Here is a 22062-nt window from a genome sequence, read left to right as displayed (position 1 = left end):
CTGATTGAAATCGATGACTTGAAATCAGGCGACGCTGCGAGCCGTTGATGCCGCCCGCTGATCTTTATCCATCTTGAGCTCATACTGGGTGAAATGGCTGCTGGTCGCCGGCAACGGGGCCACTTCCATCAATCCCTTGTCCGGCTGGCAGACGATCATCGCGACCGTGGCGGAGAGGTTGCCGACCTCGTTCTTGATCGCCGGCCGGCAAACCGCATAAGGCGCGCCGAATGTATCGAAGAGAGCTGTCTTGACGTCTTCCGCGGTGATGTCGCCAGTCTTTTCCGCCAGGATTTCACGCACCCGGAGATCGCGGTAGAGGCTATCGGGAACGTTGTTCAGGCCGGCTTCGCGCAGCTTGGAAAGCGCCACGGGGCTTTGCCAGTGGTTGGCATGAACGATCAGCCCGTTTTCGGGATAGAGCGGAAATACTTCGTCGGGCGCGCATTCGAAGTCGATGGCGACGCCCTCCCTGGCGCTGAGAATGACGTTGTTGGAACCGGATTTCGGCGTCGTCGCGATGGTGCGGATCGCCTGGGCGAAATGCGGCGATGCCAGCGCCTTGCGTCGGATGAAGGGCAGGGGAACGCCAAGCGCTTTGTAGTCCCGATCCGATTCCAGATAATTGGCGGTGATTGTCATTCCGTTCGAATTGAAGCCGCTGCGCATCAAGCCGCCGGCCTCCGTGAACATCAGGATATCAGGCCCATCCTCCTGAAGCACCCTGACCACGACGGAAGTCTCGGCGCATTCCGCCCGCCAGTCCCAGTTCTGGGCGTGGATGAGCGCGCCGTCGCGCGCCGCTTTCGGCATCACCACGACGCCGGTGCATCCGTCCTTTTCGCTGTCCTTGAAGCTCAGGCCGCGGCGGGCGACCTGCAGCAGTTCGGTGCGGGCGTTGATGAGGAAGACCGACGTGAAATCCAGCCCGGCGCCTTGCGCAATGCCATGCATCTCGTCCACCAGTTCCGGCGCCCAATCGCGGATGGCGGGCGGGAAATTCTCGACGAGCTCGACGACTTTTTCCCGGCTGAAGCCGACTCTCCCGAGCTGCTCGCGGTAAAGTTCGCTCGATAGCCGGACGCGCTCGCGGGCCTGTTCGCCGTACATTCTCCCGCGCTCGACGGGGGATCCGCTGATTTCGATAAAGGGAAAGGGTCTGATCTGCTCCACGGACTTCTCCATCGCATTGCGTTAATCGGCGGCCGCAACCGCCATCAGCATGCGGATGACCGCATGGTCGAGATCGTCGTCGACTGGCCCGGGTTCGGAAGAGAGCCGTACGATCACGGTCTCCGTCTTCGGATCGATCCACAGCCATTGGCCGTGAATGCCGATGGCGGCGAGTGCACCGGTGCCAGTCGAATACCAGTAGGAGCGATAGCTTCCTTCCGAGAAGAGCCAGGCCTGGTTGCCGGTGGCCCAGGTCTGCCGGTTGCCGCCTTGCCAGATCGATTTTATCCACTGTTCCGGAATGATGCCATTGCCCATGAGCCGCACCATTTCTCCGATGCGGGCAAGATCGCGCGCGGTCATCGAGAGACCAGCGGAGGCCCGTGCATTGCCAATCCTGTCGAGTGTCAGATGCGCGTCGCTATAGGCGCCCACGGGTTGCCAGAGATAGGTCTCGACCAGATCGGCAAACCGCTTTCCAGAGGCAATCTCCAGCAGAATGCCTGCGACATCCGTGTTCGGCGAATGATAGGCGTGGATGCTGCCATGGGGATGCGGCCCCCTGGGGATGGTGCAGAGGAACGACTTGAGGTCCGGCGCCGGATCCGACGGCTTTTCCGGGTTCCACAACATGGCGCGGCGATAGCGATCGAAGGCGCCGGTCAGGTCAAGGTAATCCTCCGCAAAGTCCAGGCTGACGCTCATGTTGAGCAACTGCTCGACCGTAGCGTCGCCGTAAGCCGATCCGCGCGCGCCCGGCAGGATATCGGCTATGCCATCGGAGAGCTTCATCATGCCCTGTTCGATCAGCACGCCTGCAATCAGAGCCGTGATCGACTTGGAGATCGAGAAGATCATATGCGGCCGGGCTGGATCGCAATGTGGAGCATACCATTCGGCAGTGATCTCGCCCTTGCGCATGACGACCAGGGCATCGCTATGAGTGTCCGTCAAGAACGTCTCGAGCGATATCGCCTGCCGGCCGAGCCCGGCAATCGGCAGATCCGCTAACGACCCCAGAGGCAGTTCCCTATCTTCCCGGATGCGCCGGCTTGCGATGATCGCCGAGGGAACGATCTCGGATGCATTCTGAAATGACCAGGAGGAATAGGGTCGCGTACGCCAGTTCGCGAGCGTTATATCTGCGCGGTTGAATGGATCCATAAACAGCGTCTTTCCGAGGATCGAATGGGGAATGTCGCCCAGTAGTACAGCGCGATTTGCGATCGCACAATCAATTCTCGCGAAAACTCCCGTGATTTTCTCTTGGTTGCCCGCAGCTTGATATCAAAACGCGAGAGAGAATTTGCATTAAGTTCTTAAAAATAAACGGGTAATTTTTTAAAAATTCAAATTTCCTACTCCCCGTAAAAATTTTCATTGTGCGATCGCAGATCGCGATATAGGTTTGCCTTAATCAAGAAATAAAGGGGTATGTGAATGCGGAAGATTTTCGGCAACGGAAAGAAGCTAACCTTTTATGACTTCGGGGCGACGATCGTCTATGCGTCCCGGTTCGATCAGCGATTCCCCTATTGCGCCTATGTGCCGGAAGACTACGACGAGGATTCCGACAAGACCTATCCGCTGCTGGTCGTGGTGCATGGTACCGAGCGGCACATGGAAGGATACAGGAATGCGTTTGCCGACTTTGCAGAAGCGAACGGCGTCATCATCCTGAGCCCGCTGTTTCCCGCAAGCATTGCCCGCCCGGGCGATATCAACAGCTACAAGATGATCCGCTACGGCGACCTGCATTATGACGCGGTGATGATCGACATGATCGCCGAGATGAAGGAGCGCTATCGCATCGCCGGCGACAAGGTGATGATGTACGGCTTCTCCGGCGGCGGGCAGTTCACCCACCGCTTCCTCTATCTGCATCCGGAGCAGATCCTTGCCGCCTCCATCGGCGGACCCGGCACCGTTACGCTCATCGATCCAGATCGGGATTTCTGGGTCGGAACCCGCAATTTCGAGAGCGTCTTCGGCAAGCCTCTAGATCTCGATGCCCTGCGGCAGATACCCGTTCACATGATTATCGGCGGCAACGATCACAACACCTGGGAAATCACGGTGAAGCCGACCGATCGATGGTGGATGGAAGACGCCAACATCGCCGGCGTCGATCGCGTCGACCGTATCGTGTCGTTGAAGAACAGTTTCGAAAAGGCGGGCGTGAACGTGACCTTCGATGTCGTGCCCGGTATTGCCCACGACGATGAAACGATGATTCCCCTGGTGAAGAATTTCTTTGCGAAAATCCTCGGCGACCTTCGCGGTCGCAGTCTTTGAAAACGGATTGCCTGAACATATCAACCCGGGAGTTCACGATGAGAACCTGTTTACGCATGGCAGCCGCTGCCGCACTTATGCTATTGCCGGATATGACGTTTGCGCAGGCGCCACAGAAAGGCGGCACGTTGACGATCGCATTGAATTCCGACATCCGCAGCCTTGATGCCAGCCGCCGCGACGCCAATACCGACACCGTCCTTAACCATATCTACGAACAGCTGGTTGCCTATCGCGACGACCTGTCCGTCGGGCCGGCTCTCGCCGATTCCTGGGACATTTCTGCCGACAAGACGGTCTACACTTTCCATCTTCGCCCGGACGTCCTCTACCACAACGGCGATGGCGTTCGCGCCGCAGACGTCAAATGGCTGTGGGACAGGCGTATGAACACCGCCAAGACCGACAATCCGTGGGTCTGCGTTCCGAATTTCGACGGATCGCAGGGCTTCAAGGTTGTGGCAGTCGAGGCGCCTGACGACAGGACGGTGGTCTTCAAGCTGGACCAGCCAAGCGGCATGTTCCTGATCCGCATAGCGAGCATTGCCTGTAACGTGTGGGCGGCAAGTCCCAAGAATGTCGGGCCCGACGACAAGTGGATTGCCAATTCGGCCATCGGCAGCGGGCCATTCAAGCTGAAGGAATGGAAGAAGGAGCAGCAGATCGTTCTGGAGCGCTTCGATCGCTACAAGCCGTCCAAGGCGCCGGGCAGCGGCTATAGCGGCGACCGCACGGTGAATGTCGATACAGCGCGGTTCGTGCTTATTTCCGACAAGTCGTCGGCGGAAGCGGCTCTGCTGGCTGGGCAGGTCGATGTCATGCAAACCGTGCCGGCCACACATATGGATGACCTGAAGGGCAAGGGCGCCCAGATCGTATACTCGCCTAGCCTGTCGTTTACGGCCCTGATGGTACAGACCAAGGATCCGCTGCTTTCCGACGTCCGGATGCGCCGCGCGATCGCTCAATCGATCGACCTGAAGCAGATCGCCGAAGTCAAGACAGCGGGCCTTGCGAATTACAACCCCTCCGCCGTTGCGCAGTCCAGCGCCTATTTTGACGATGCGTTCCTCAATTGGCCGTCATACGATCCCGAGGCCGCAAAGGCTTTGCTGAAGGAGGCCGGTTACAAGGGGCAGCCGATCAAGATCCAGACCAATACGCGCTATCCCGGCATGTATGACAATGCGGTCCTGATACAGGCCATGCTGACCAGCGTCGGCATGAATGCGCAACTGGACATCCTGGACTGGGCGGCGCAACTCGAGAACTTTCTCGCCGGCAAGTTCCAGCTGCAGTCGTTCGGTTTTTCGCCGCTTGCAGATCCGAGCCTGAGATATGCGGGTCTCATCGGCGACAAGGCGAAGGATCCCACTCTCCAATGGGAGAACAAGGAGGCCATGGCACTGAATATCGAGGCCATGAGGGAGACCGACACGGCAAAGCGGCTGGCACTGTTCAAGCAGATCCATGCCTTGATGGTCAAGGACCTGCCGATCTTCGGTCTCTACTACACCCCGATCGTGGATGCGGCAGCGTCGGATGTCCGAGGCTACAAGGTGTGGGCCATGGACCGGGTCAGGGCCTGGCACGTCTGGAAGGCAAAATAGCATCTGCCTCAAATCCATCGGCAATGATGCAGCTGTGGCATTCCAATCAACCACTCGCCGAAATCGGTCGGCGGGTGGCTTTCTTTACGACCACCGCGGTGATCTGCGGCGATCAATCTCCAGGAAGTGGACGGCGAGATGAAAATATCGGAACTTGAAGGACGGCTTCAGGCTTTGTCGGAAGGCCGGGGTTTTGATGTTTACTGGCATCTCCGGTTGGCGGCCGGTGGAGAAGAGTTGACACGCAATGGTACGGCAGTCCTGCCATCGGCAAGCGTTCGCAAGATATCGGTGATGATGGCCGCACTGTACGCCGCTGCCGAGAACCGTCTGGATCTCGAGCAGCCCGTCATCATTGAGAAGGAGCTGCAGGAAGGAATTCTTTCCGGTGTATGTCAGTATATGACACCCGGCCTGACTTTCCCGATGAGGGATGCCATTCTGCAGATGATCATTACCAGCGACAACATCTGCACCTATGAGGTCATGAAGAGTTTCGAGATACCCGAATTCACCGATTATTGCCGCCGCATCGGAATGGACAATACAATCCATCGTACCCGCTTGCCGCCGGTCGGATTGAAGCGGGAACATGAACTCGATCAGGTGACGACCACCACGGCCAGCGATCAGGTGCTTCTGCTCAATCTGATCCTCGCCGGAGCAAACGGCGATCTGGCTGCTGTAGAGTGCCTTGGTGTGGATGCCGAAAAATGCGCAATGGCGCTGCGCTTCCTGACGTGGCAGCGCTATCGCAGCATGATCCCGGGACATCTCCCGACCTTGACGACTGTTGCCAATAAGACCGGCTGGGGAGAGCGTGGATGGATGGATGCCGGTATCGTCTTCAAGGACGGTGCTCCCCTCTACATCATGAGCGCGACGACCGACAATGTTCCAAAGACCATGCCTGACGGCATGCCTGGTCGCGTGGCGTCTGCAACGTTGATTGCTGAACTTTCCCGTGCGTGCTGGGACATGCTGGGCTGAGCGACGCGGGATCCGTCCGATCCTCCGCGAAACCCTGAGGATCCAAGCGACCCTCGGATGTGATCATGCTTGGCTATGATTTCGTCGATCCATCGGCGATGCGGGATCTGTTGCCTCGGGCCGCCGAAGCCAATCATCGGCGTGATGGCTGCGGACCCAATCCACGGAGCCTTGGCCGCCAGGGCCGGATTGCCGACCTTGTGGCGCCAACGCGGGACTCACGACGCGGCGGCGTAGCGGCTGCGGCCTGTCTTTTTCGCCTCATAAAGAGCAAGATCGGCTCGGCGCATCAAAGCGTCTGCCGACTTCGCGTCGTGAGGATACCTTGCCAGACCGATAGAAATTCCGACTTCCAGCGTTTGGCCGCCAACCACAATCGGATTGACCATTGCCTCCAGCAGGCTTTCAGCTGCGCTGGCGGGATCGCTTTGTCTTGATGCGTGCTTGAATAGAACGACAAACTCATCTCCACCAACACGCGCAAGCAAATGCCGTTCGTCCAGAACCGAACGGAAGCGTTGCGCCACCGCGTGGAGAAGAGCATCTCCGATCGCATGCCCATGCGTGTCATTAACTTCCTTGAAACGATCGAGATCGATCCACAGTAGCCCAAACTCTTGATTGGACAGCGCCTCTTTTTTGAGCTCAGCATGCAACAACCTTCGATTCGGAAGTCCCGTCAACTCGTCATGGTTCACGAGGTGGTCCAAGCGTTCACGAGCACGTTTATGATCGCCAATATCGCGAACTTCGACGAGATGTCGCAACATGCCTCCCGACAGGATCGGTGTCGTGTTGAGGGCTACGTCCACCCGCACCCCATTGGTCGCCTTTAGCTGTCCTTCAGTCTCGTACAGGCGAAGTGCGTGACGATTGGCGCCTGCCGGGAGTTCAAAAAAGTCGGCAACGGCACGACCTTCGATACTCGACCCTTCACAGCCGACTAACCGCTCGAATGCCTTGTTTGCCGAGATGACCTCATCATCCTGACAAATAAGGATGCCGATCTGTGCGGCCTCGAGAATGCATCGCATCTGTTGGGCGTCAGCGGTCGCGTCATGAGCACGTCGATCAAGCATAATCGTCACCAGACTGAAGATCACGATCAATGTTGTGACCACGGCAATGGAGAGCCCGAGGAGAAATTCCGACAGGTTCCCATCCGCAACTCGGAGAGACGGGTCTGTCCTGAGAAGGGCGGCACTCATCGCCGTGAAATGCAGTATGCAGATAGCTGCACCGAATAAGGTTCCCGCGGCAAGGCGAGATCCGACCGAAGCACGTCGACGTCCAGCGAATGTCGCCGCGATCACCAGTGAGCTGCCCGCGCAGATCGAAAGCGCAACGAGAGGCAAATGCCACTCGAAAGTGCCGGCAAATAGCAAAGCCCTCATGCCGATGAAGTGCATGATGCCAATTGCGGCGCTAAGAAGAAGACCGCCCGCGAGAACGTTGACAAGACCAGGCGACAGCAACAGGGGCGTCGCAGTTGCGGCAAAGGCAATTGCAAGAAAGGCCGAAATCGCTGTGAGACCTACATCGTAGCTCACAAACGCAGCAGGTTGAAAACCCAGCATGGCGATGAAGTGCGTCGACCAAATTCCACCACCCGCCGCGAAGGCAGCCACAAATACCCAAACGATCTTCATACGTCCAGATCGCGCTCTGGCATGGTCGAGGATGGTGAACAGTGCAAAGCCCGAAAAGAGCGCGACAACAATCGCCAGGATAACAAGCGTCGGATTATGATCGGTGCTGATGCAATCGAGTATGCGAATGAACATTTGGAGCTCCGCTACCGGCTAAAATCGACTTGCTGAGCGGGAGCCATGTCTCACTCGAGATAAAAGGCTCACGATCAGGGATTATGGCTGTGCAGCGCAAACACTGTCGATCCAACGATCGGCGCGGCCCTTAATATTGCTTTAAACTTATAGAGAGGTTTCTATCCATCTGGGCGTAAGAGGCTGAAAAAATGGAAGCACTCCTGCTCCAAGCGGACAAGTATATTCTGTGGAGAAAGCCGGCCGCCTGCTGGTGTTGAGGTCCGTGTCGCGTGGCTCCTTTTCCGTTTGCGGCAATCCAGTTTCACCGGCGTCCGGGGCGCTCCCACAGCCTGATTGATCGGCACTGGGCGTTGTTGTTCTGCCGCGGGGGCAGGGGTCGTCGGACTGTGCATAGACAGGGCCGGAAAGCTGGAGTATGCGGGCGCAGGAGCCTTGTGAGCCGAGAGAAAAAGACCGTGACAGACCTCAATCAAGTCTTGCCTGACCGGAAAATACGGATTCGCAAGACGGGGGTATGGCCGGGTGTGTTTTCCTATCTCGGGGGGGTGATCATCCTGGCGGTGGCGGGGTTCATCGGGGTGTGGCAGGCGCCGGGCGTGGTCAATGACTGGCTGGTGGCGAGCGATCCTGTGGCGGTGCCCGACGCGACGATCACCGATGGGGAATGCCGTGCGCGGCGAGTGGTGTTCGTCGAGTGCTCAGCCCATATTACCTATGAAATCAAGGGCGAGACCCTGGAACACGATATCGAATTGATGTTCGTGGATTTCAACATCGGCGACTACGAAGTCGACGTGGTGCGTTCGGCATCGCAGCCCAACCGAGCGGCGCTGTCGCTGGGGCTGGACATGCTGTGGAACCGCACGCTCGTGGACAGTGCACTCGTGCTGGGGATCGCGGCAGGAGGGATCGCCCTCCTCGCCGGGGGCGTCAAAAGCGATCGCAGTCGCCGTTTAGCGCGGCGGGAATCGAAGCTGGATCTTCGGGAAGTTAAAGTGGCCCAAATCAGCCCTGTCTTGGGCGGCAAGTATGTTCAGTTCCAATATGGCATCGACCGCAAGGGCAAACCGCTGCTGGCGCTGTCGCGCTTTGGTGTGAAGGAAGAACCCTATTGGATCGACGGGCAGCGCGGGATGGCGCTGGCGGCTCTACCGGAAGGGGCGAGCGTGCCCGTACTGCTCGACGCGGAGCTCAAGCGGCTCGACGCCTCGCCGCCGGAGATTGAGACGATTGCGGTACGGTTGAAGCGAATGATGGCGGGGGCTTGAGGAGGCAGTTTTCTCCGTGCGCATCACGTCCGGTTCGAGATGTCGAGCCGATGCCCAAAGGTTACCCTCGGCCAGATCCGCTGGCACTACGGGTGAGATGCATCCTGATTCGCGACGCTCCTGCCCATCGAGACCGATGCGCGAAGAAGCTCGATGAATTCTTCCGCTTTGACACTCATAATTTTCGTCTTCCCATCCGTGTGATGAATCTCGATAATTTCCGACGCAATGCCCTTCTTTGAGTCGATGCTGTGGATCCGAGCAAAGGGTATGCTCCACTCCGCCGGTTTGCCGGTTTTGATCAGGCCTTTCCTCGCGAAATGAACGTCGCTTGATCGGATGGAGAATTCGCCGCCGACCCATTCACCACCATTCCGATGCAGCATCCACGCAGAAGCCGGCAGCAGGATCCACCTCCAGAATGGGATTTTGTAGTCGGCCGGCAATGGGGTCAACCATGCCGCAGGGATCGTATATGTCTTTGGTCCGGTCAACGCATCGTCCTCATCCAGGCACTGAGGTTGGCGAATAGCCAATTTAGCCAGGGCGGCCAAGTGAAAAGCGAGGGGATCCGGAGGCTCCCGCTCTGGGCGCGAGTGCCCGCCAACCGGGAATGTCTTGGTGCCAGTGGTTACTCGGTGGCTGAGACAAGGCCCAGCGCCAAGGCATATAGCGGAACAATCCAGAGCAAGGTGGCAAAAAAACCGGAGAACCAGAACCGCCTTGGTATATCATCGTCCGCCAGTCGCCGCATCCGCCGTGGTGGCGTGCGGGCCTCCGACCTCCTCCACAACAGGCCGGTGAAAAACAACCAGCTTGCAATCCCGCCAATCAATGTCACGGCGCAGAACAACACTATACCTACACCGATCGCCAATGATGCGAGGAGCCCGCTGAATTCGTAGTTCAGGAAAGCGATGACGGCGACGGCGACCGCCAGGCCGATTGCCAAAAAGGCCCAGTGGCCCCGAACGTTGACAATGGCTTCTCTGGCTTCAGATGGCACGGCGCGTATCGCAGCCGAAATGTTGGCGTTCAACTCATCCTCCCGATGGCGTCACCGTCCGCCGTTTGCGCGGATCGCAACATTCCAATCTGGATGAGTGGCAAAAGGTTCCGGATGAAGGCCAGGTCTCCGTCGTGGGTCGTCTCAACGTCCCCTGTCAAGCGCATCTACGCAGCCGCAGCCTTGGAGGTTTTGAGGCCGAGAATCCGCACCGCGTTATCATGGAAGATCTTCTGCTGGGTGGCGGCGCTCATCTCGATCTCATCGAGAAGTTTTAGGCAGACGGCCGGATCCCAGCAGGGATAGTCGGTGCCGTACATGACGTTGTCGGCGCCGAAATATTCGATCGCGAACTTCTGGCCGGCGGAATGCGGCGAAACCGTATCAGTGAACATCTGATGCAGATAATGGCTGACCGGCTTGGTCAGGCCCGCGGTCTTTGAATTCTTGTCCATGCGACCGGATTGGTATGGCAGTGCCCCGCCGGTATGCGACATGACGATCTTGAGGCCCGGATGACGCTCCATCGTGCCGGAAAGGATGAGCCGCGACGCGGCTGCGCTCACTTCCACCACGCGGCCGAGGCTCAGGTGCAGGGCATCATTATAGCCCTGCATGACATCGGCGAAAACCGCATCGGTCGGATGCAGGAACATCGGCAGGCCAAGCTCCGCAACTCGCTCGTAGAAAGGCTCCAGCCGGACATCGTCGATCATGCCTTCTTTGCCGACGCTGCCGGGCAGATTGACCCCCATCAGGCCGAGCCGGTTGACCGCATCGTCGAGCACTTCGATCGCAACCCGCGTATCGACCATGGGAATTGCGGCCGAGGCCCAGACACGGCCGGGATAACGCCGCTGCGCCCAGGCCATTTCCTCGTTCCAGGCGAGCGCCGCGTCGCGGCCTTCCTCGACCGACAGCTCCGAGAAGTAGATCGACAGCGGACCGATGGAGCAGACCACCGAAATGTCATGGCCGAGACTGTCCATATAGGCGAGCTGCTCGTCGAGATCGAACCACTCCTTCCAGCTCGCCACCGTGCCGCGGCGTCCATCGGCGCCGTGATAGGTATAGCCACCACGCGCGTTCACGACAGCCTTCGGGAAGCCTTCACGCTTCAGAAGCGGTTCGAAAATCGACCGCGGCCACCAGTGGAAATGGGAATCGATGATCTTCATGAGCCTTGTCCTTGGATGTTCTTCAGCGGTTGCTATCGACGCGCCAGGAATCGGTCTTGCTTTCCAGGAATGACAGGATCTGGGTGAGCAGCACGCCGAGCACCACGACGATGACGATCGACACCATCATCTTGGTGGTCTGCATCAACTGGCCGTAATAGGTAATCGCGTAACCGAGACCGGCATTGGCGCCGAAGAGTTCGGCAACCACGACACCCGTCAGCGCTCGGCCGACGCCGAGGCGAAGGCCGGCCATCATCACCGGTACGGATCCCGGCAGAGCGACGCGCAGGAAGATATCGAGCGGCCTAGCCCCGAAGGAGCGCGCAGCGCGGGCCAGATCACGATCGGTATTCTTGATGCCCGACAGCGTGTTGGCATAAATCGGCGTCAGGGCGAAAAGGAAGGCGATCGCAATGATGGTCGGCGTGCCATAGCCGAGCCCGGCGACGAACAGCGGATAGAAGGCGACAGTCGGCGCCGAATACTTGAACCAGATAAACGGTTCCAGCGCCGATTCCACATCCGCAAACCAGCCGGCCAGCATGCCGAGGATAATACCGACCACGGCAGCAAGGCCAAGCGACCAGACGAAACAATAAAGCGTCGCCGCCACATTGGTGGCGACCGAACCGTCTTCGAACTGAACCATGAACTCCGCGGCGACCTGGCTCGGCGTCGAGATGAAGAACGGATTGATGAAGCCCGTGTCGACGGCGTTCTGCCAGAAAACCACGATGCCGATCATCGACAGGGTGCCGAGCACGAGCGCCTGGCGGCGATAGAAAAGTTCGGCGATCATTTCGACCTCCAGTCGCGGACCTTGTTCTCAACCGATCGGACGATGACGGTCAACGTGTAGCCGAAAGCGCTGACGATCAGAGCGTAAACAAGCAGGCGGTCGATACGCATGGCGGAGCCATAAAGATTGAGCTGGTAGCCAATGCCTGCCTGTGAGACGAAGAGCTCGCCGACGATGACGCCGAGCACGGCGCGGCCGACGGCGAGCCTCAGGCCCGTGAGCAGCGCCGGCAGTGACCCGGGTACGAGGACGCGAGCAAAGATATCGAACCTGGTCGCACCGAACGAACGCGCCATGCGGAGAAACTTCGGGTCCGCCTCGCTCATGCCGGCCATGGTGTTGAGGACGATCGGGAAGACAGCGCCCAGAAAAACGACGGCGATCTTCGGGGCCATGTCGATGCCGAGCCAGATCACCATGATCGGCAGCAGCACCAGCGTCGGGGCGATATAAAGCGCCATCAGCGGCGGGTCGATCAGGTAGCGGGCGATCTTCGACGTGCCGAGCAGCACGCCGAGCGGAATGGAAACCACGATCGCCAGTGCGAAACCGGCCACGAATTCGGTCAGGCTGATGCGGGCGTGATAGAGGAAATTGTCATTCCCGAAGATATCGATTGCTGCGAGGAAAACCTCAGTCGGACGGCTGGTGAAACGGCCATTCACCCAGCCGATGCCGGGAGCGATCTGCCACAGGACCAGAAATGCAAGGACGGCAAGCGTCCCGATCACCGCCGAGCGGGACGGACGCAGGAAGGAAAGGGACAGCTGTCGGGTCTCCGCCGGTTCTGCGGTCATCTCTGCCGATCTCATGCGACCTCCTGCACCAGCTGCATGCTGGACATGTCTTCCGCCAGATGGGCGCGCAGCCGCTTGCGCAATTCGTGAAAAGCGTCGCTGTCGAGGATTGCCTCATTGCGCGGGCGCGGCAGATCGACCGTGATCACTTCCTTGATATGACCCGGATTGCGGCCCATGACGACGATCTTGTCGGCAAGGAATATCGCTTCGTCGATATCGTGCGTAACGAACAAAGCCGTCTTCTTGGAGCGCTCCCAGATGCGCAACAGTTCGGTACCCATGATCTCGCGGGTCTGAGCGTCGAGCGCCCCGAACGGCTCATCCATGAGCAGGACTTCGGGATCCACGGCAAGCGCGCGGGCGATATTGACGCGCTGGCGCATGCCGCCGGAAAGCTGGTGGGGATGATAGTCGGAGAAGCGGCCGAGGCCGACGAGGCGGATCATCTGCATGGCCCGCTCGTTGAGGTCGCCGCCGCTCCAACGCTGCATTTCGAGCCCGAACTTGACGTTGCCACGCACCGAACGCCAGGGAAGCAGAGAGGCTTCCTGAAACACCACCGCGCGGTCGGGCCCGGGTCCGTCAACCCGCTTGCCATCGATCTCAATCGACCCACGCGTCAGGTCGACAAGCCCTGCGACCGCCATCAGCAGCGTGCTCTTGCCGCAACCGCTGGAGCCGACGATGGTGACGAACTCGCCCTTTTCGACCGACAGGTCGACACTGTCGACGGCAGAGAACACCTCGTTGCTCTTCGGTTTGCGATAGTCGATTCCGAGATCGCGGATTTCAATCTGCGCCACTGCTTTCTCCTCCTGGAGCGGGCCTCCGCCCGCTCTCGTTATATTGTCATGCAGATGGAAGGCTCACTTCGGCTTCCACTCGTTGTAGGTATCGTGGAACGTGCCGATCCAATACTTGTCGACCGGCATAGGCTGCTTATAGGTGCCGTTCATGATGCCGACGTCCCAGAAGGCCTTCATGCCCGCATCGCTCGCCAGACGGCCGTCTTCGAAGATCTCGTCGATGAAGTCATCATAACCGCGGTTGAGATAGGTCTCCTCGAGGCCGAGCTTGGCGGCCAGAAGCTTGACCGATTCTTCCTTGTGGGCCTTGGACCACCGGACAGCCTTGGCAAAGCCGCGCAGCACGGCCTTGATGGCATTCGGATCGTTCTTGATGAAATCCTCACGCGCATAGAAGCAGTGGAACGGGAAATCTGGCGCAATCGACTTCTGTTGCAGGATCAGGTTGAAGCCACGATCGGCCGCCATGAACTTTTCCGGCGTCGCGAAGATGTTGACTTCGAGCTGGCCGGCTTCCATCGCTGCGAGACGCGGCACGGAGCCGCCGCCCTGGACGATCTGCACTTCGCTCTTCGGATCGATGCCCTTGGTCTTCAGCGCATAACGCGTCAGGAAGTCGGTCGACGAACCGAAGGTCGAGACACCGAAACGCTTGCCCTTGGCTTCTTCGAGCGTCTTGATCGACGGTACCGAATACCAGTCGAAGACGGCCATGTTGAAGCCGCCGTAGAAGATCTTCACGCCCTGGCCGGTTTCGACCCCGACAAGCGCTTCCGAGAACGCGCCAACGCCGATATCCACGGCGCCGGCGACCATGCCGCGCACCAGATCCGTGCCGCCCTTGAAGGCGACGATCTTCACGTTGATACCTTCCTCCTTGAAGAAGCCCTGTGCATCGGCAACATAGATCGGCAACAGGGTCGAGGTATTGAGCGGCAGGCCGATCGTGATGTCCTTCTTCTCGATCGACTGCGCACTCGCCGCCTGCCAGGACAGCGCGGCAAAAGCCGCCGCTGTCGCCATGGTTTTCAGAAATTTCAACATTCTCTCCTCCTTGTGATGCCGACACTCCCTGCGGCATCTGCTTTCGTGAATTCCAGTGTCCCTTCAGGCCGCCTCGCTCCTCCCGAAAGAGGCATCCGTAAACGTCAGCAGGAGGCTGCTGGCCTCCTGAACCGAAGCCGTGCCGGCATCGGCAAGCGCGGCTTGCAGCCGCTGCAATCGCTGCGCTGCCGTAGCGGGAAGGCTTCCGATCTTGCGGTCGAGCATTACCTGCGCGTCCTCACCGGAAGTCTGCGGCCAAACGGCCTCGCGTGTCTGTCCCTTTGCCGATACGACAACCCGCGCTGGCCAACCTTCGCCGGCGAGCGTGTCATCGGCCGTGATCGTTACTCTCTTGGCAAAGGCCATGACATCCGCGCTGAAGGGACGGGTGCGGTCGGCATCCATCAGCCGCGCCGGTTCGAAGGCGGCGATGCCGAGCTGAAGGCCGAGATGGGCGATGGTCGATAAACGTTCTTCGGCAACAAGCGGCCGGCTGACGACGGGGGCCGCGACCGGTGGCAGAAAAACTTCGATGCTGTCGATGGCATTGGGATCGATACCCTTCTCCAGCAGATGACGGAAAGCCTGGATCGCATTGATGCCCTGGCGGGCGGAGACGAAGGGCTTCATCCCGAGCCCTGTGATCGCCAGCGGATCGACATGGCTAGGCTCCAGGGCAACCGCCGCCGCCGCTTGTCCTTTCATCCAGCTTGGAGACAACAGTTCGAGATCGCCCTTGATGCCGGCCTTCGCGGCAAGCGCTGCACGAATGCCCTTCAGTGTGGCTTCGCCGATCACCAGCCAGCGGGCCGACGGCATGCCGGAAGGGCGACCGTTGCGTCCCGAACTGCCGGCCATGGACAGCACCAGCGCCTGGGCAATCTGCTCATCGGAAAGGCCAAGCGCGATCGCCGCGCTGACCGCCGCCACGGCAGGCGCCGCAAACAGACCCGGCCAGGTTTCCGGCAAGGCCGAAACGCCGCCGACAGCTTCCGACAGCGCCAAACCGATGGCATGACCAGCGGCGACCGCCCTGACATAGGCCTGATAGTCCTGCGCAAAAATCAGTGCCGCCGGCACGGCCATCGCACCGGGCGTCGCGCAGGAAGGCACGTGGATCGCGTCCCATTCGGTAAAACGAATAACCGCCGACGCGCCGGCAGCAGAGGAAATAGCGTTGCCCGCGCCGGTCTCGCGATAGAAGGCGAGGAGTGAAGAACCTTCGGTCGCACCGGCACCGGCCGCCAGACATGCCAGCGCGTCGACGGTATGGAGGTTGACGAGATCGCGGAGTTTCCGTTCTCCGTCATCGATCATCTTGAGAATGGAAACGAGATCGCGTGCGTTCATTACTCAGCCGCCTCCCGCATTGAACCGCCACCAAGCCCCACCGGACGCGACGCGACGATCGTCTCGCCATCGAGGGTGAAGGCCGTCGTCAGGATGCCGTAGGGGACCGGCGCGGCAAGCAGCGTTTGCGCATCGGCCACGACCTTCAGCGGCCGGGTGCCGTGGGGCGCTTCGAGATGCCAACCGATCAGCTTGGCGCCATCCGGCAGATAGAAAGCCGAAATCGAGCCGTCGGCGGCAAGGGCGGGAGAAGCCCTGTCCAGGTCCGCGCTCACGGAGGAGAGGCGCGCGGCGATTTCGGAAACGGCTGAGAAGGTTTCGATCCGGCGAACCCAGACGCCGTTATAGGCGATCGACAGGCGCACCGCGAAGGTGCGGCCAAGCTCTTGCTTGCCGGTGCGGATGAAACGGCGATCCTTGGAAAGATCCGGCGCCACCGCGACGTAGCATTCCTCGGCGCTCGCAAGCCGGACCGCCCGCTCGACGGGACCAGTGAAATCGCCCACATATTTGCCGTTGATATCGCCCGCCTTGAACGCCTCGCGGGCAATCTTGTCGGTGTGGCGCACGAGATCGAGCTCGGCGCGATCCGCCTGGCCGCGAACCGTGGTGAAAAGCTCCGTCGCATCGGAGAGTTCGACCGGCAGAACGGACAGAATTTCGTCCACCACGCCGCCCGGCATGCGGTCGAGTTCGACCACGCCGAGACGCCTGGCGCCGACCTTGGCGAGCCGCTCGCCGGCGAGCTTGCCCGGGAACGGCGAATGGGCGACTTCGAAAGTCGGGGCCACGGATTTGACCCACTCGCCGACGCGCTTCGACAGCGCCGTCAGGAAGATCGGAAGGCCGTCGCGCAGGACCAGCACAAGGCCATCCGACCAGTAGGGCGTGAAGCCGGAAACCCAGGTGACGCCGGCCGAGCGCACATGGTTGGTATAGATCAGCACACCGTCGAGACCGGCAGCGGCGATCGCCTGCTGCAGGCGCACCTGCCGGGCCTTTACGTCCGCGCGGGAGAGTTCGTCCTCGCGCCACTGGATCAGGCCATGTCTCATGCCGCTACCCTCCGGGCGCCAACCGAGAAGAGCTCGCGCGGCATCTTCGTCAGGATTTCCGGCCCATCGGCGCGGACGATCAGCGAGTCGCCGTGCACGAAGTAACCGATCTCGGGATTATAGGTGTTCGGATGCACGATCAGCGACATGCCTTCTTCGATCACCGTGTTCACATCTTCGAGAATATGCGGCTTGGTATCGGGGAAGAGGCCAAGGCCATGGCCGCGCACGCGGGTATATTCGCTGGTCACATACTCACCGAGGCCGTGCGCACGAAAAATGTCGTTCTCGGCACGGGCGATATCGGCTGCCGTGACGCCGGGCTTCACGACTGCGAGGCCGGCTTCCAAGGCGTCGTTATAGATGCCGAAAACCTTGCGCTGAGCTTCATTCGGCTCGCCGATGACGAGTGTGCGGCAGATCTGGACGTAATAGCCGTTGACGCAAGGGGTGAGCTCGGTCGTCACCAGATCGCCGGGCTTCAGGATCTTGCCGATCGGCGGCGCCATGCCGCGCACTTCCGGGCCGCCGACGCCGATGATCATGAAATTGTCGTCGACGCCTTCGTTGCGAAAGAAGGACTCGATCTCGGCAATCAGCTCATAGTCCTTCTTGCCGACGGCGGCGGCATTGCGGAACACGGCGTAGCCTTCATCCGCCAGCCGTGCAGCGCTGCGCACGGCATTCAGCTCATCAGCAGATTTCACCATCAGCAGGCGATCGACCAGAGCCGTCGCGTCTTCGAAGCGCAGGTCGCCGCGCTGGGCAGCAAGTCCATAGGGCAAGTGACGCTTTGGGCCGGCCGCGATGCGGCTGTTGCCGAGGCGGGCGATGACGCCGGACACCGTGCCGATCAGGTCTTCCGCAACAACGGTCTTCACCTCGGGGCATTCGACCGCAGCGCGTTCGCCCTCCAACTCGTCATCGAGATAGAGGGTCACATTGCCATCGCGGGTGACGACCGCCAGGCCCTCGCCTTCGAGAATGCCGAAATCGGCGGCATAACGCAGGTAGTCGTTCTGCCAGGCATTGCCGTAAAGCACGAGGCCGTCGAGCCCCGCTTCCAGCATCGCCTCGATCAACCGTTTCTTGCGGATTTCGCCGATCATCGCCATGTCCTCAACCGTTCACTGCGAGGCGCCGCGGCATCTGCGGTTCGGCATAGCCGTAGTCGCGGACCGCCGCTTCTCTGGAGACCAGACCGTTGGCGATATCCTCGTCCAGATCGGTGCGTGAGCGCTTTCTGGGGTCGCCGTAACCGCCGCCGCCAGCGGTGAGGAAAGTAATCCGGTCGCCCGGTGTGAAGTGCACGTCGGTCGCCTTGTTGACCCGCAGCTGCGTGCCGTCGGCGCGATCGACGATCGCCACGCTGACTTCGCCGGTATGGCCGCCATGCAGGCCCCAGGGTGGGGTGACGGTGCGGTCGAAATTGATATTGCCGCGGCAGGCGCGCAGGCAGCGATAGGTGAGCTCGATGCCAAGGCCGCCACGATGTTCGCCGGCGCCACCGGAGTCCGGACGTAGCGCATGCCGTTCAACGATGAATGGATACTTGATCTCCTGCAGCTCGACCGGCGTATTGCGCACGTCGCCCTGGCAGACCGAGACGGCAGCGGATTCGCCGTCCTCATGCGGACGACCACCCCAGCCGCCACCAAAGATGTTCATCAGCAGGAAGCGCGAGCCGTCGTCGTAGAATCCGAAGAAGGAACAACCACCCATGTCGCCCTTGTGGGCGGCTGGGATCAGTTCCGGCACCGCCGGCGCCAGCGCCTTGAGGATCGTGTCGATGACGGTCGGCAGCGCGATGCTCCACTGGCCGAGCGCGGCCGGCGGACGGGCCGAGAGGATCGTGCCGTCCGGCAGGTCGACGTTGAGAGCGCGGAAGCAGCCTTCGTTGACGTCGAGTTCCGGCGAGGTGAGCGCCTTGAAGGCGACGCGGGCCGCTGCGATGCCGCCCGAACGGCCGGAATTCAAGGGGCCGTTCACCTGAGGGTGCATGCCATGGAAGTCGACGGTGATGGTCGAGCCCGACACGATCACCTTGACGGCGATCCTGAGCGGCGTCGCGAGATCGCGGCCATCATTGTCGAGGAAGCTTTCGGCCGAATAGGTGCCGTCCGGAATACGTTCGATCACCTGGCGGGCCGCCTTGTCGGTCTGGTCCCAGATGGTCTCGACACAACTTTCCACCACACCGCGGCCATAACGGGCGACCAGTTCGGCATAACGCTTGGCGCCGATCTGGCAGGACGCGACCTGGGCACGCAGATCGCCGAGGCTGGCATCCGGATAACGGATATTGTCCTGGATGATCTGGTAGAGCGTGTCGTTGAGCTCACCCGCCTTGTAGATCTTCAGGGACCGCATCTGCAGGCCTTCGGAGTAGATGTCGGTCGTCGCGTTGGAGCCGAAACCCTGGCGGCTGCCGCCGATATCCACCCAGTGAGCACGATTGGCCGCAAAGCCGATCAGCTCGCCGTCATGGAAGCAGGGCGCGTAGACGACGACGTTGTTCAGATGCTGGCCGCAAATATGACCGTGGTTCATGACGAGGACGTCGCCCTCTTCGAAACCCTTCAGCCCGTATTTCTTGATGCCGTCCTCGACGGCGATGCCGAGGTCGGCGAGGAAGATCGGCAGGCCGCCGCGGTTTTGCGAGATCATCCGGCCGGTCGTGTCGATCAGGCCGCAGCAATAGTCGCGGACTTCGTAGATCATCATGTTGTAGGCGGATTTGCAGAGCGCCTCGGCCATCTCGTCGGCATAGGCGACGATGGCATTGCGGACGACTTCAACGGTGATCGGATCGTTCTTGATCGGAGTCATGTTCTTATTCCTCGCTCTGCTTGGCGAGCGTCACCAGCAGATGGCCTGCCTCATGGACGACGACTTCGTCGCCTGGATGGACCAGGATGGTTGAATTCGGTTCTTCGATGACGGCAGGGCCGGTGAGCTTGAAGCCGGCCGGTAGCGCCGGTCGCCAGTAGATCGCCGTCTTCAGCGGCCTTGCCGGATCGTCGAACACCACATCACGGCTGCCGACCTCGGATTCCGCTTCCGGCTCCCACGGGCGGGACAGCCATTCCTCGGCGACATTGTCGGTGCGGGCGGCGGTCAGGACCAGGCGCAGGCTGACGATTTCCAGCGCCTCGGTCGGCGCCGACTGGCTGTAGCGGCGGTCGTGCTCGGCATCGAAGCGGCGGCGGACCTCGCTGGTGTCGCCGGAGAGCATGCCGGTATTCTCGATCGGGATCGAGATGGCGTGTTCCTGGCCGACATAACGCAGATCGGCGAAGAAGCGGTGATCCGCCTCGTTTTCGGCGATGCCGTCACGCTTCATCTGCTCGCGGCCGCTGGCAACGAGCTCCGCATAGACCTTCTCGACGCCTGCTTCCGAAAGTTCGCCGACGCGGCCGATGAAGGTCTGCACGAAATCCTGCCGCCAGGAGGCCATCAGCATGCCGAGCGCGGAGAAGGTGCCGGGAAGTTTCGGGATGATCACCAGCGGAATGTAGATTTCGCGGGCAATGGCGATCGCATGCAGAGGACCGGCGCCGCCGAAGGCGATCATTGCCGTGTCGCGCGGGTCGATACCCTTGTTGATCGAGACGGCACGCACCGACAGCGACATCGAGCTATCGGCGATCTTCGCCACGCCGAGCGCTGCCTCGACCGGATTGAGCTTCAGTGTTTTGCCGACCTTGCTCAGCATCGCCTGTTCGGAGGCCGCCTTGTCGAGCGGCATGCCGCCGTTGAGGAACCGTTGCGGATTGATGCGGCCAAGGATCAGGTCGGCGTCGGTGACGACGGGCAAGTCCGCTCCCTTGCCATAGCAGGCAGGGCCCGGATCGGCGCCGACGCTCTGGGGTCCCACATGCAGACCACCCGCATTGTCGACCCAGGCGATCGAACCGCCGCCGGCACCGACTTCGACGATGTTGACGACCGGCAGCTGCATCGGCTGGCCATCGGCCTCTTCGCCGATCACGTAACCGGTTTCGATAGCCGGCGCTCCATCGGTGATCAGGCTCGACTTGGCGGTCGTGCCGCCCATGTCGAAACCGATGCAACGCTTGAGGCCGAGCAGCTTGGCGAGACGACCTGCGCCGATCATGCCGGCTACCGGGCCGGACTCCATCATCGAGACCGGCTGTTCCTGTGCCTGGCCGATCGACATGACGCCGCCGTTCGATCGCATGATATGGATCTTGCCGCCGAAGGCGCCGGAACGGAGATAAGTTTCGAGGCGCTTCAGGTAACCTTCGACGCGGGGACCGACAAAGGCGTTGAGCGCAGTCGTCGAGGAACGCTCGTATTCGCGATATTCCCGCAGAATCTCGTGCGACAGCGTCACGAAGATATTCGGCAGCGTCTTGCGCAGCATCTCACCGACGCGGCGCTCATGAGCCGGATTGGCCCAGGAATGCAGCAGGCAGATGGCAACGGATTCGACGCTCGCGGCTTCGATCTCGGCGATGACCGCGGCGACGGTCTTTTCGTCGAGCGCTTCCAGCACTTCGCCGGAAGCAAGGATGCGTTCCGGAATTTCGAAGGTCAGACTGCGCGGCACCAGCGGCTGCGGACGCTTGAAGAACAGGTTGAAGGCCTGGATGCGGTTCGAACGACCGATCGCGTAGACGTCGCGGAAACCGCTCGTGGTGATCAGCGCGGTGCGGGCGCCCTTGCGCTCCAGCACTGTGTTGATGGCGATCGTCGAGCCGTGAAGAATCTCGTTCAGTTCGTTGGGGTCGCAGTTCGCAAGCTCGAGGCTGCGGGCGATGCCCTGGGTCGGATCGGCCGGCACGGTCGACGTCTTCGACGTCACGATCTTGCCGTCGACATAACCGACGAGATCGGTAAACGTGCCGCCAATATCAATTCCGACAATATTCATG

19 protein-coding genes are annotated in these 22062 nt (G+C 60.5%); 4 read left to right on the top strand and 15 right to left on the bottom strand.

Features of this window, described 5'->3' with window-relative positions:
- Window positions 1-24 precede the first annotated feature (24 nt).
- On the bottom strand, window positions 25-1173 hold the full coding sequence (locus tag C5J24_RS21100; RefSeq protein ID WP_245446742.1) for a C45 family peptidase: 1149 nt from the start codon (window positions 1171-1173) through the stop codon (window positions 25-27).
- 21 nt (window positions 1174-1194) lie between these two features.
- Window positions 1195-2127: a serine hydrolase gene (locus tag C5J24_RS21095; protein ID WP_245446740.1), complete on the bottom strand. Its 933-nt coding sequence runs from the start codon at window positions 2125-2127 to the stop codon at window positions 1195-1197.
- Window positions 2128-2613: 486 nt separating this feature from the next.
- Between C5J24_RS21095 and C5J24_RS21090 the strand changes: the two genes are divergently transcribed.
- From C5J24_RS21090 to C5J24_RS21080, 3 genes are all read left to right on the top strand, one after another.
- A complete protein-coding gene (locus C5J24_RS21090; protein ID WP_105420696.1) occupies window positions 2614-3468 on the top strand; it encodes a hydrolase in 855 nt (284 codons plus the stop codon).
- 38 nt (window positions 3469-3506) lie between these two features.
- A complete protein-coding gene (locus tag C5J24_RS21085; protein WP_105420694.1) occupies window positions 3507-5078 on the top strand; it encodes an ABC transporter substrate-binding protein in 1572 nt (523 codons plus the stop codon).
- A 138-nt stretch (window positions 5079-5216) separates the two neighbouring features.
- Window positions 5217-6068 (top strand): serine hydrolase, encoded by an 852-nt coding sequence (locus C5J24_RS21080; protein ID WP_105420692.1) that lies wholly within the window; start codon window positions 5217-5219, stop codon window positions 6066-6068.
- 218 nt (window positions 6069-6286) lie between these two features.
- Here the strand turns inward: C5J24_RS21080 and C5J24_RS21075 are convergent, their stop codons facing one another.
- Complete coding sequence (locus C5J24_RS21075; protein ID WP_105420690.1) at window positions 6287-7852, bottom strand: diguanylate cyclase domain-containing protein; 1566 nt, start codon at window positions 7850-7852, stop codon at window positions 6287-6289.
- 458 nt (window positions 7853-8310) lie between these two features.
- Here C5J24_RS21075 and C5J24_RS21070 point away from each other — a divergent pair, with 458 nt between their 5' ends.
- Complete coding sequence (locus C5J24_RS21070; protein ID WP_172724087.1) at window positions 8311-9123, top strand: hypothetical protein; 813 nt, start codon at window positions 8311-8313, stop codon at window positions 9121-9123.
- An 86-nt stretch (window positions 9124-9209) separates the two neighbouring features.
- Here the strand turns inward: C5J24_RS21070 and C5J24_RS21065 are convergent, their stop codons facing one another.
- From C5J24_RS21065 to C5J24_RS21010, 12 genes are all read right to left on the bottom strand, one after another.
- Window positions 9210-9617: a PH domain-containing protein gene (locus tag C5J24_RS21065; RefSeq protein WP_172724086.1), complete on the bottom strand. Its 408-nt coding sequence runs from the start codon at window positions 9615-9617 to the stop codon at window positions 9210-9212.
- A 137-nt stretch (window positions 9618-9754) separates the two neighbouring features.
- Window positions 9755-10162, bottom strand: coding sequence for a hypothetical protein (locus C5J24_RS21060; RefSeq protein WP_105420684.1), 408 nt, complete (start codon window positions 10160-10162; stop codon window positions 9755-9757).
- Between the two features lie 134 nt (window positions 10163-10296).
- On the bottom strand, window positions 10297-11307 hold the full coding sequence (locus C5J24_RS21055; protein WP_105420682.1) for an amidohydrolase family protein: 1011 nt from the start codon (window positions 11305-11307) through the stop codon (window positions 10297-10299).
- A gap of 22 nt (window positions 11308-11329) precedes the next feature.
- The gene (locus C5J24_RS21050; protein WP_105420680.1) at window positions 11330-12109 is read right to left on the bottom strand and encodes an ABC transporter permease; all 780 of its coding nucleotides are present in this window, start codon (window positions 12107-12109) and stop codon (window positions 11330-11332) included.
- Window positions 12106-12921, bottom strand: a complete 816-nt coding sequence (locus tag C5J24_RS21045) for an ABC transporter permease (protein ID WP_105420678.1) — start codon at window positions 12919-12921, stop codon at window positions 12106-12108. The genes C5J24_RS21050 and C5J24_RS21045 overlap by 4 nt, the downstream gene beginning before the upstream one ends.
- Window positions 12918-13712 (bottom strand): ABC transporter ATP-binding protein, encoded by a 795-nt coding sequence (locus C5J24_RS21040; RefSeq protein ID WP_105420676.1) that lies wholly within the window; start codon window positions 13710-13712, stop codon window positions 12918-12920. The genes C5J24_RS21045 and C5J24_RS21040 overlap by 4 nt, the downstream gene beginning before the upstream one ends.
- A 63-nt stretch (window positions 13713-13775) precedes the next feature.
- Entirely contained in the window at window positions 13776-14759 is a 984-nt protein-coding gene (locus tag C5J24_RS21035; protein ID WP_105404000.1) for an ABC transporter substrate-binding protein, read from the bottom strand.
- Between the two features lie 63 nt (window positions 14760-14822).
- The gene (locus C5J24_RS21030) at window positions 14823-16109 is read right to left on the bottom strand and encodes an MmgE/PrpD family protein (protein ID WP_105420674.1); all 1287 of its coding nucleotides are present in this window, start codon (window positions 16107-16109) and stop codon (window positions 14823-14825) included.
- Window positions 16109-17164, bottom strand: a complete 1056-nt coding sequence (locus C5J24_RS21025; RefSeq protein ID WP_105420672.1) for an aminopeptidase P family N-terminal domain-containing protein — start codon at window positions 17162-17164, stop codon at window positions 16109-16111. Before C5J24_RS21025 ends, C5J24_RS21030 begins: the two co-directional genes overlap by 1 nt.
- A complete protein-coding gene (locus C5J24_RS21020; protein WP_172724085.1) occupies window positions 17161-18273 on the bottom strand; it encodes a Xaa-Pro peptidase family protein in 1113 nt (370 codons plus the stop codon). Before C5J24_RS21020 ends, C5J24_RS21025 begins: the two co-directional genes overlap by 4 nt.
- Before the next feature lie 10 nt (window positions 18274-18283).
- Complete coding sequence (locus C5J24_RS21015; protein WP_105420668.1) at window positions 18284-19993, bottom strand: hydantoinase B/oxoprolinase family protein; 1710 nt, start codon at window positions 19991-19993, stop codon at window positions 18284-18286.
- A gap of 4 nt (window positions 19994-19997) precedes the next feature.
- Window positions 19998-22061 carry a hydantoinase/oxoprolinase family protein gene (locus C5J24_RS21010; RefSeq protein WP_172724084.1) on the bottom strand — a complete coding sequence of 688 codons (2064 nt, stop codon included), beginning with the start codon at window positions 22059-22061 and terminating at the stop codon, window positions 19998-20000.
- Between the last annotated feature and the right edge of the window lies 1 nt (window position 22062).

Origin of the sequence: Neorhizobium sp. T25_27 (assembly GCF_002968565.1) — a bacterium.
Taxonomy (GTDB): Bacteria; Pseudomonadota; Alphaproteobacteria; order Rhizobiales; family Rhizobiaceae; genus Neorhizobium; species Neorhizobium tomejilense.
This window is presented reverse-complemented; position numbering and strand designations above follow the sequence as displayed.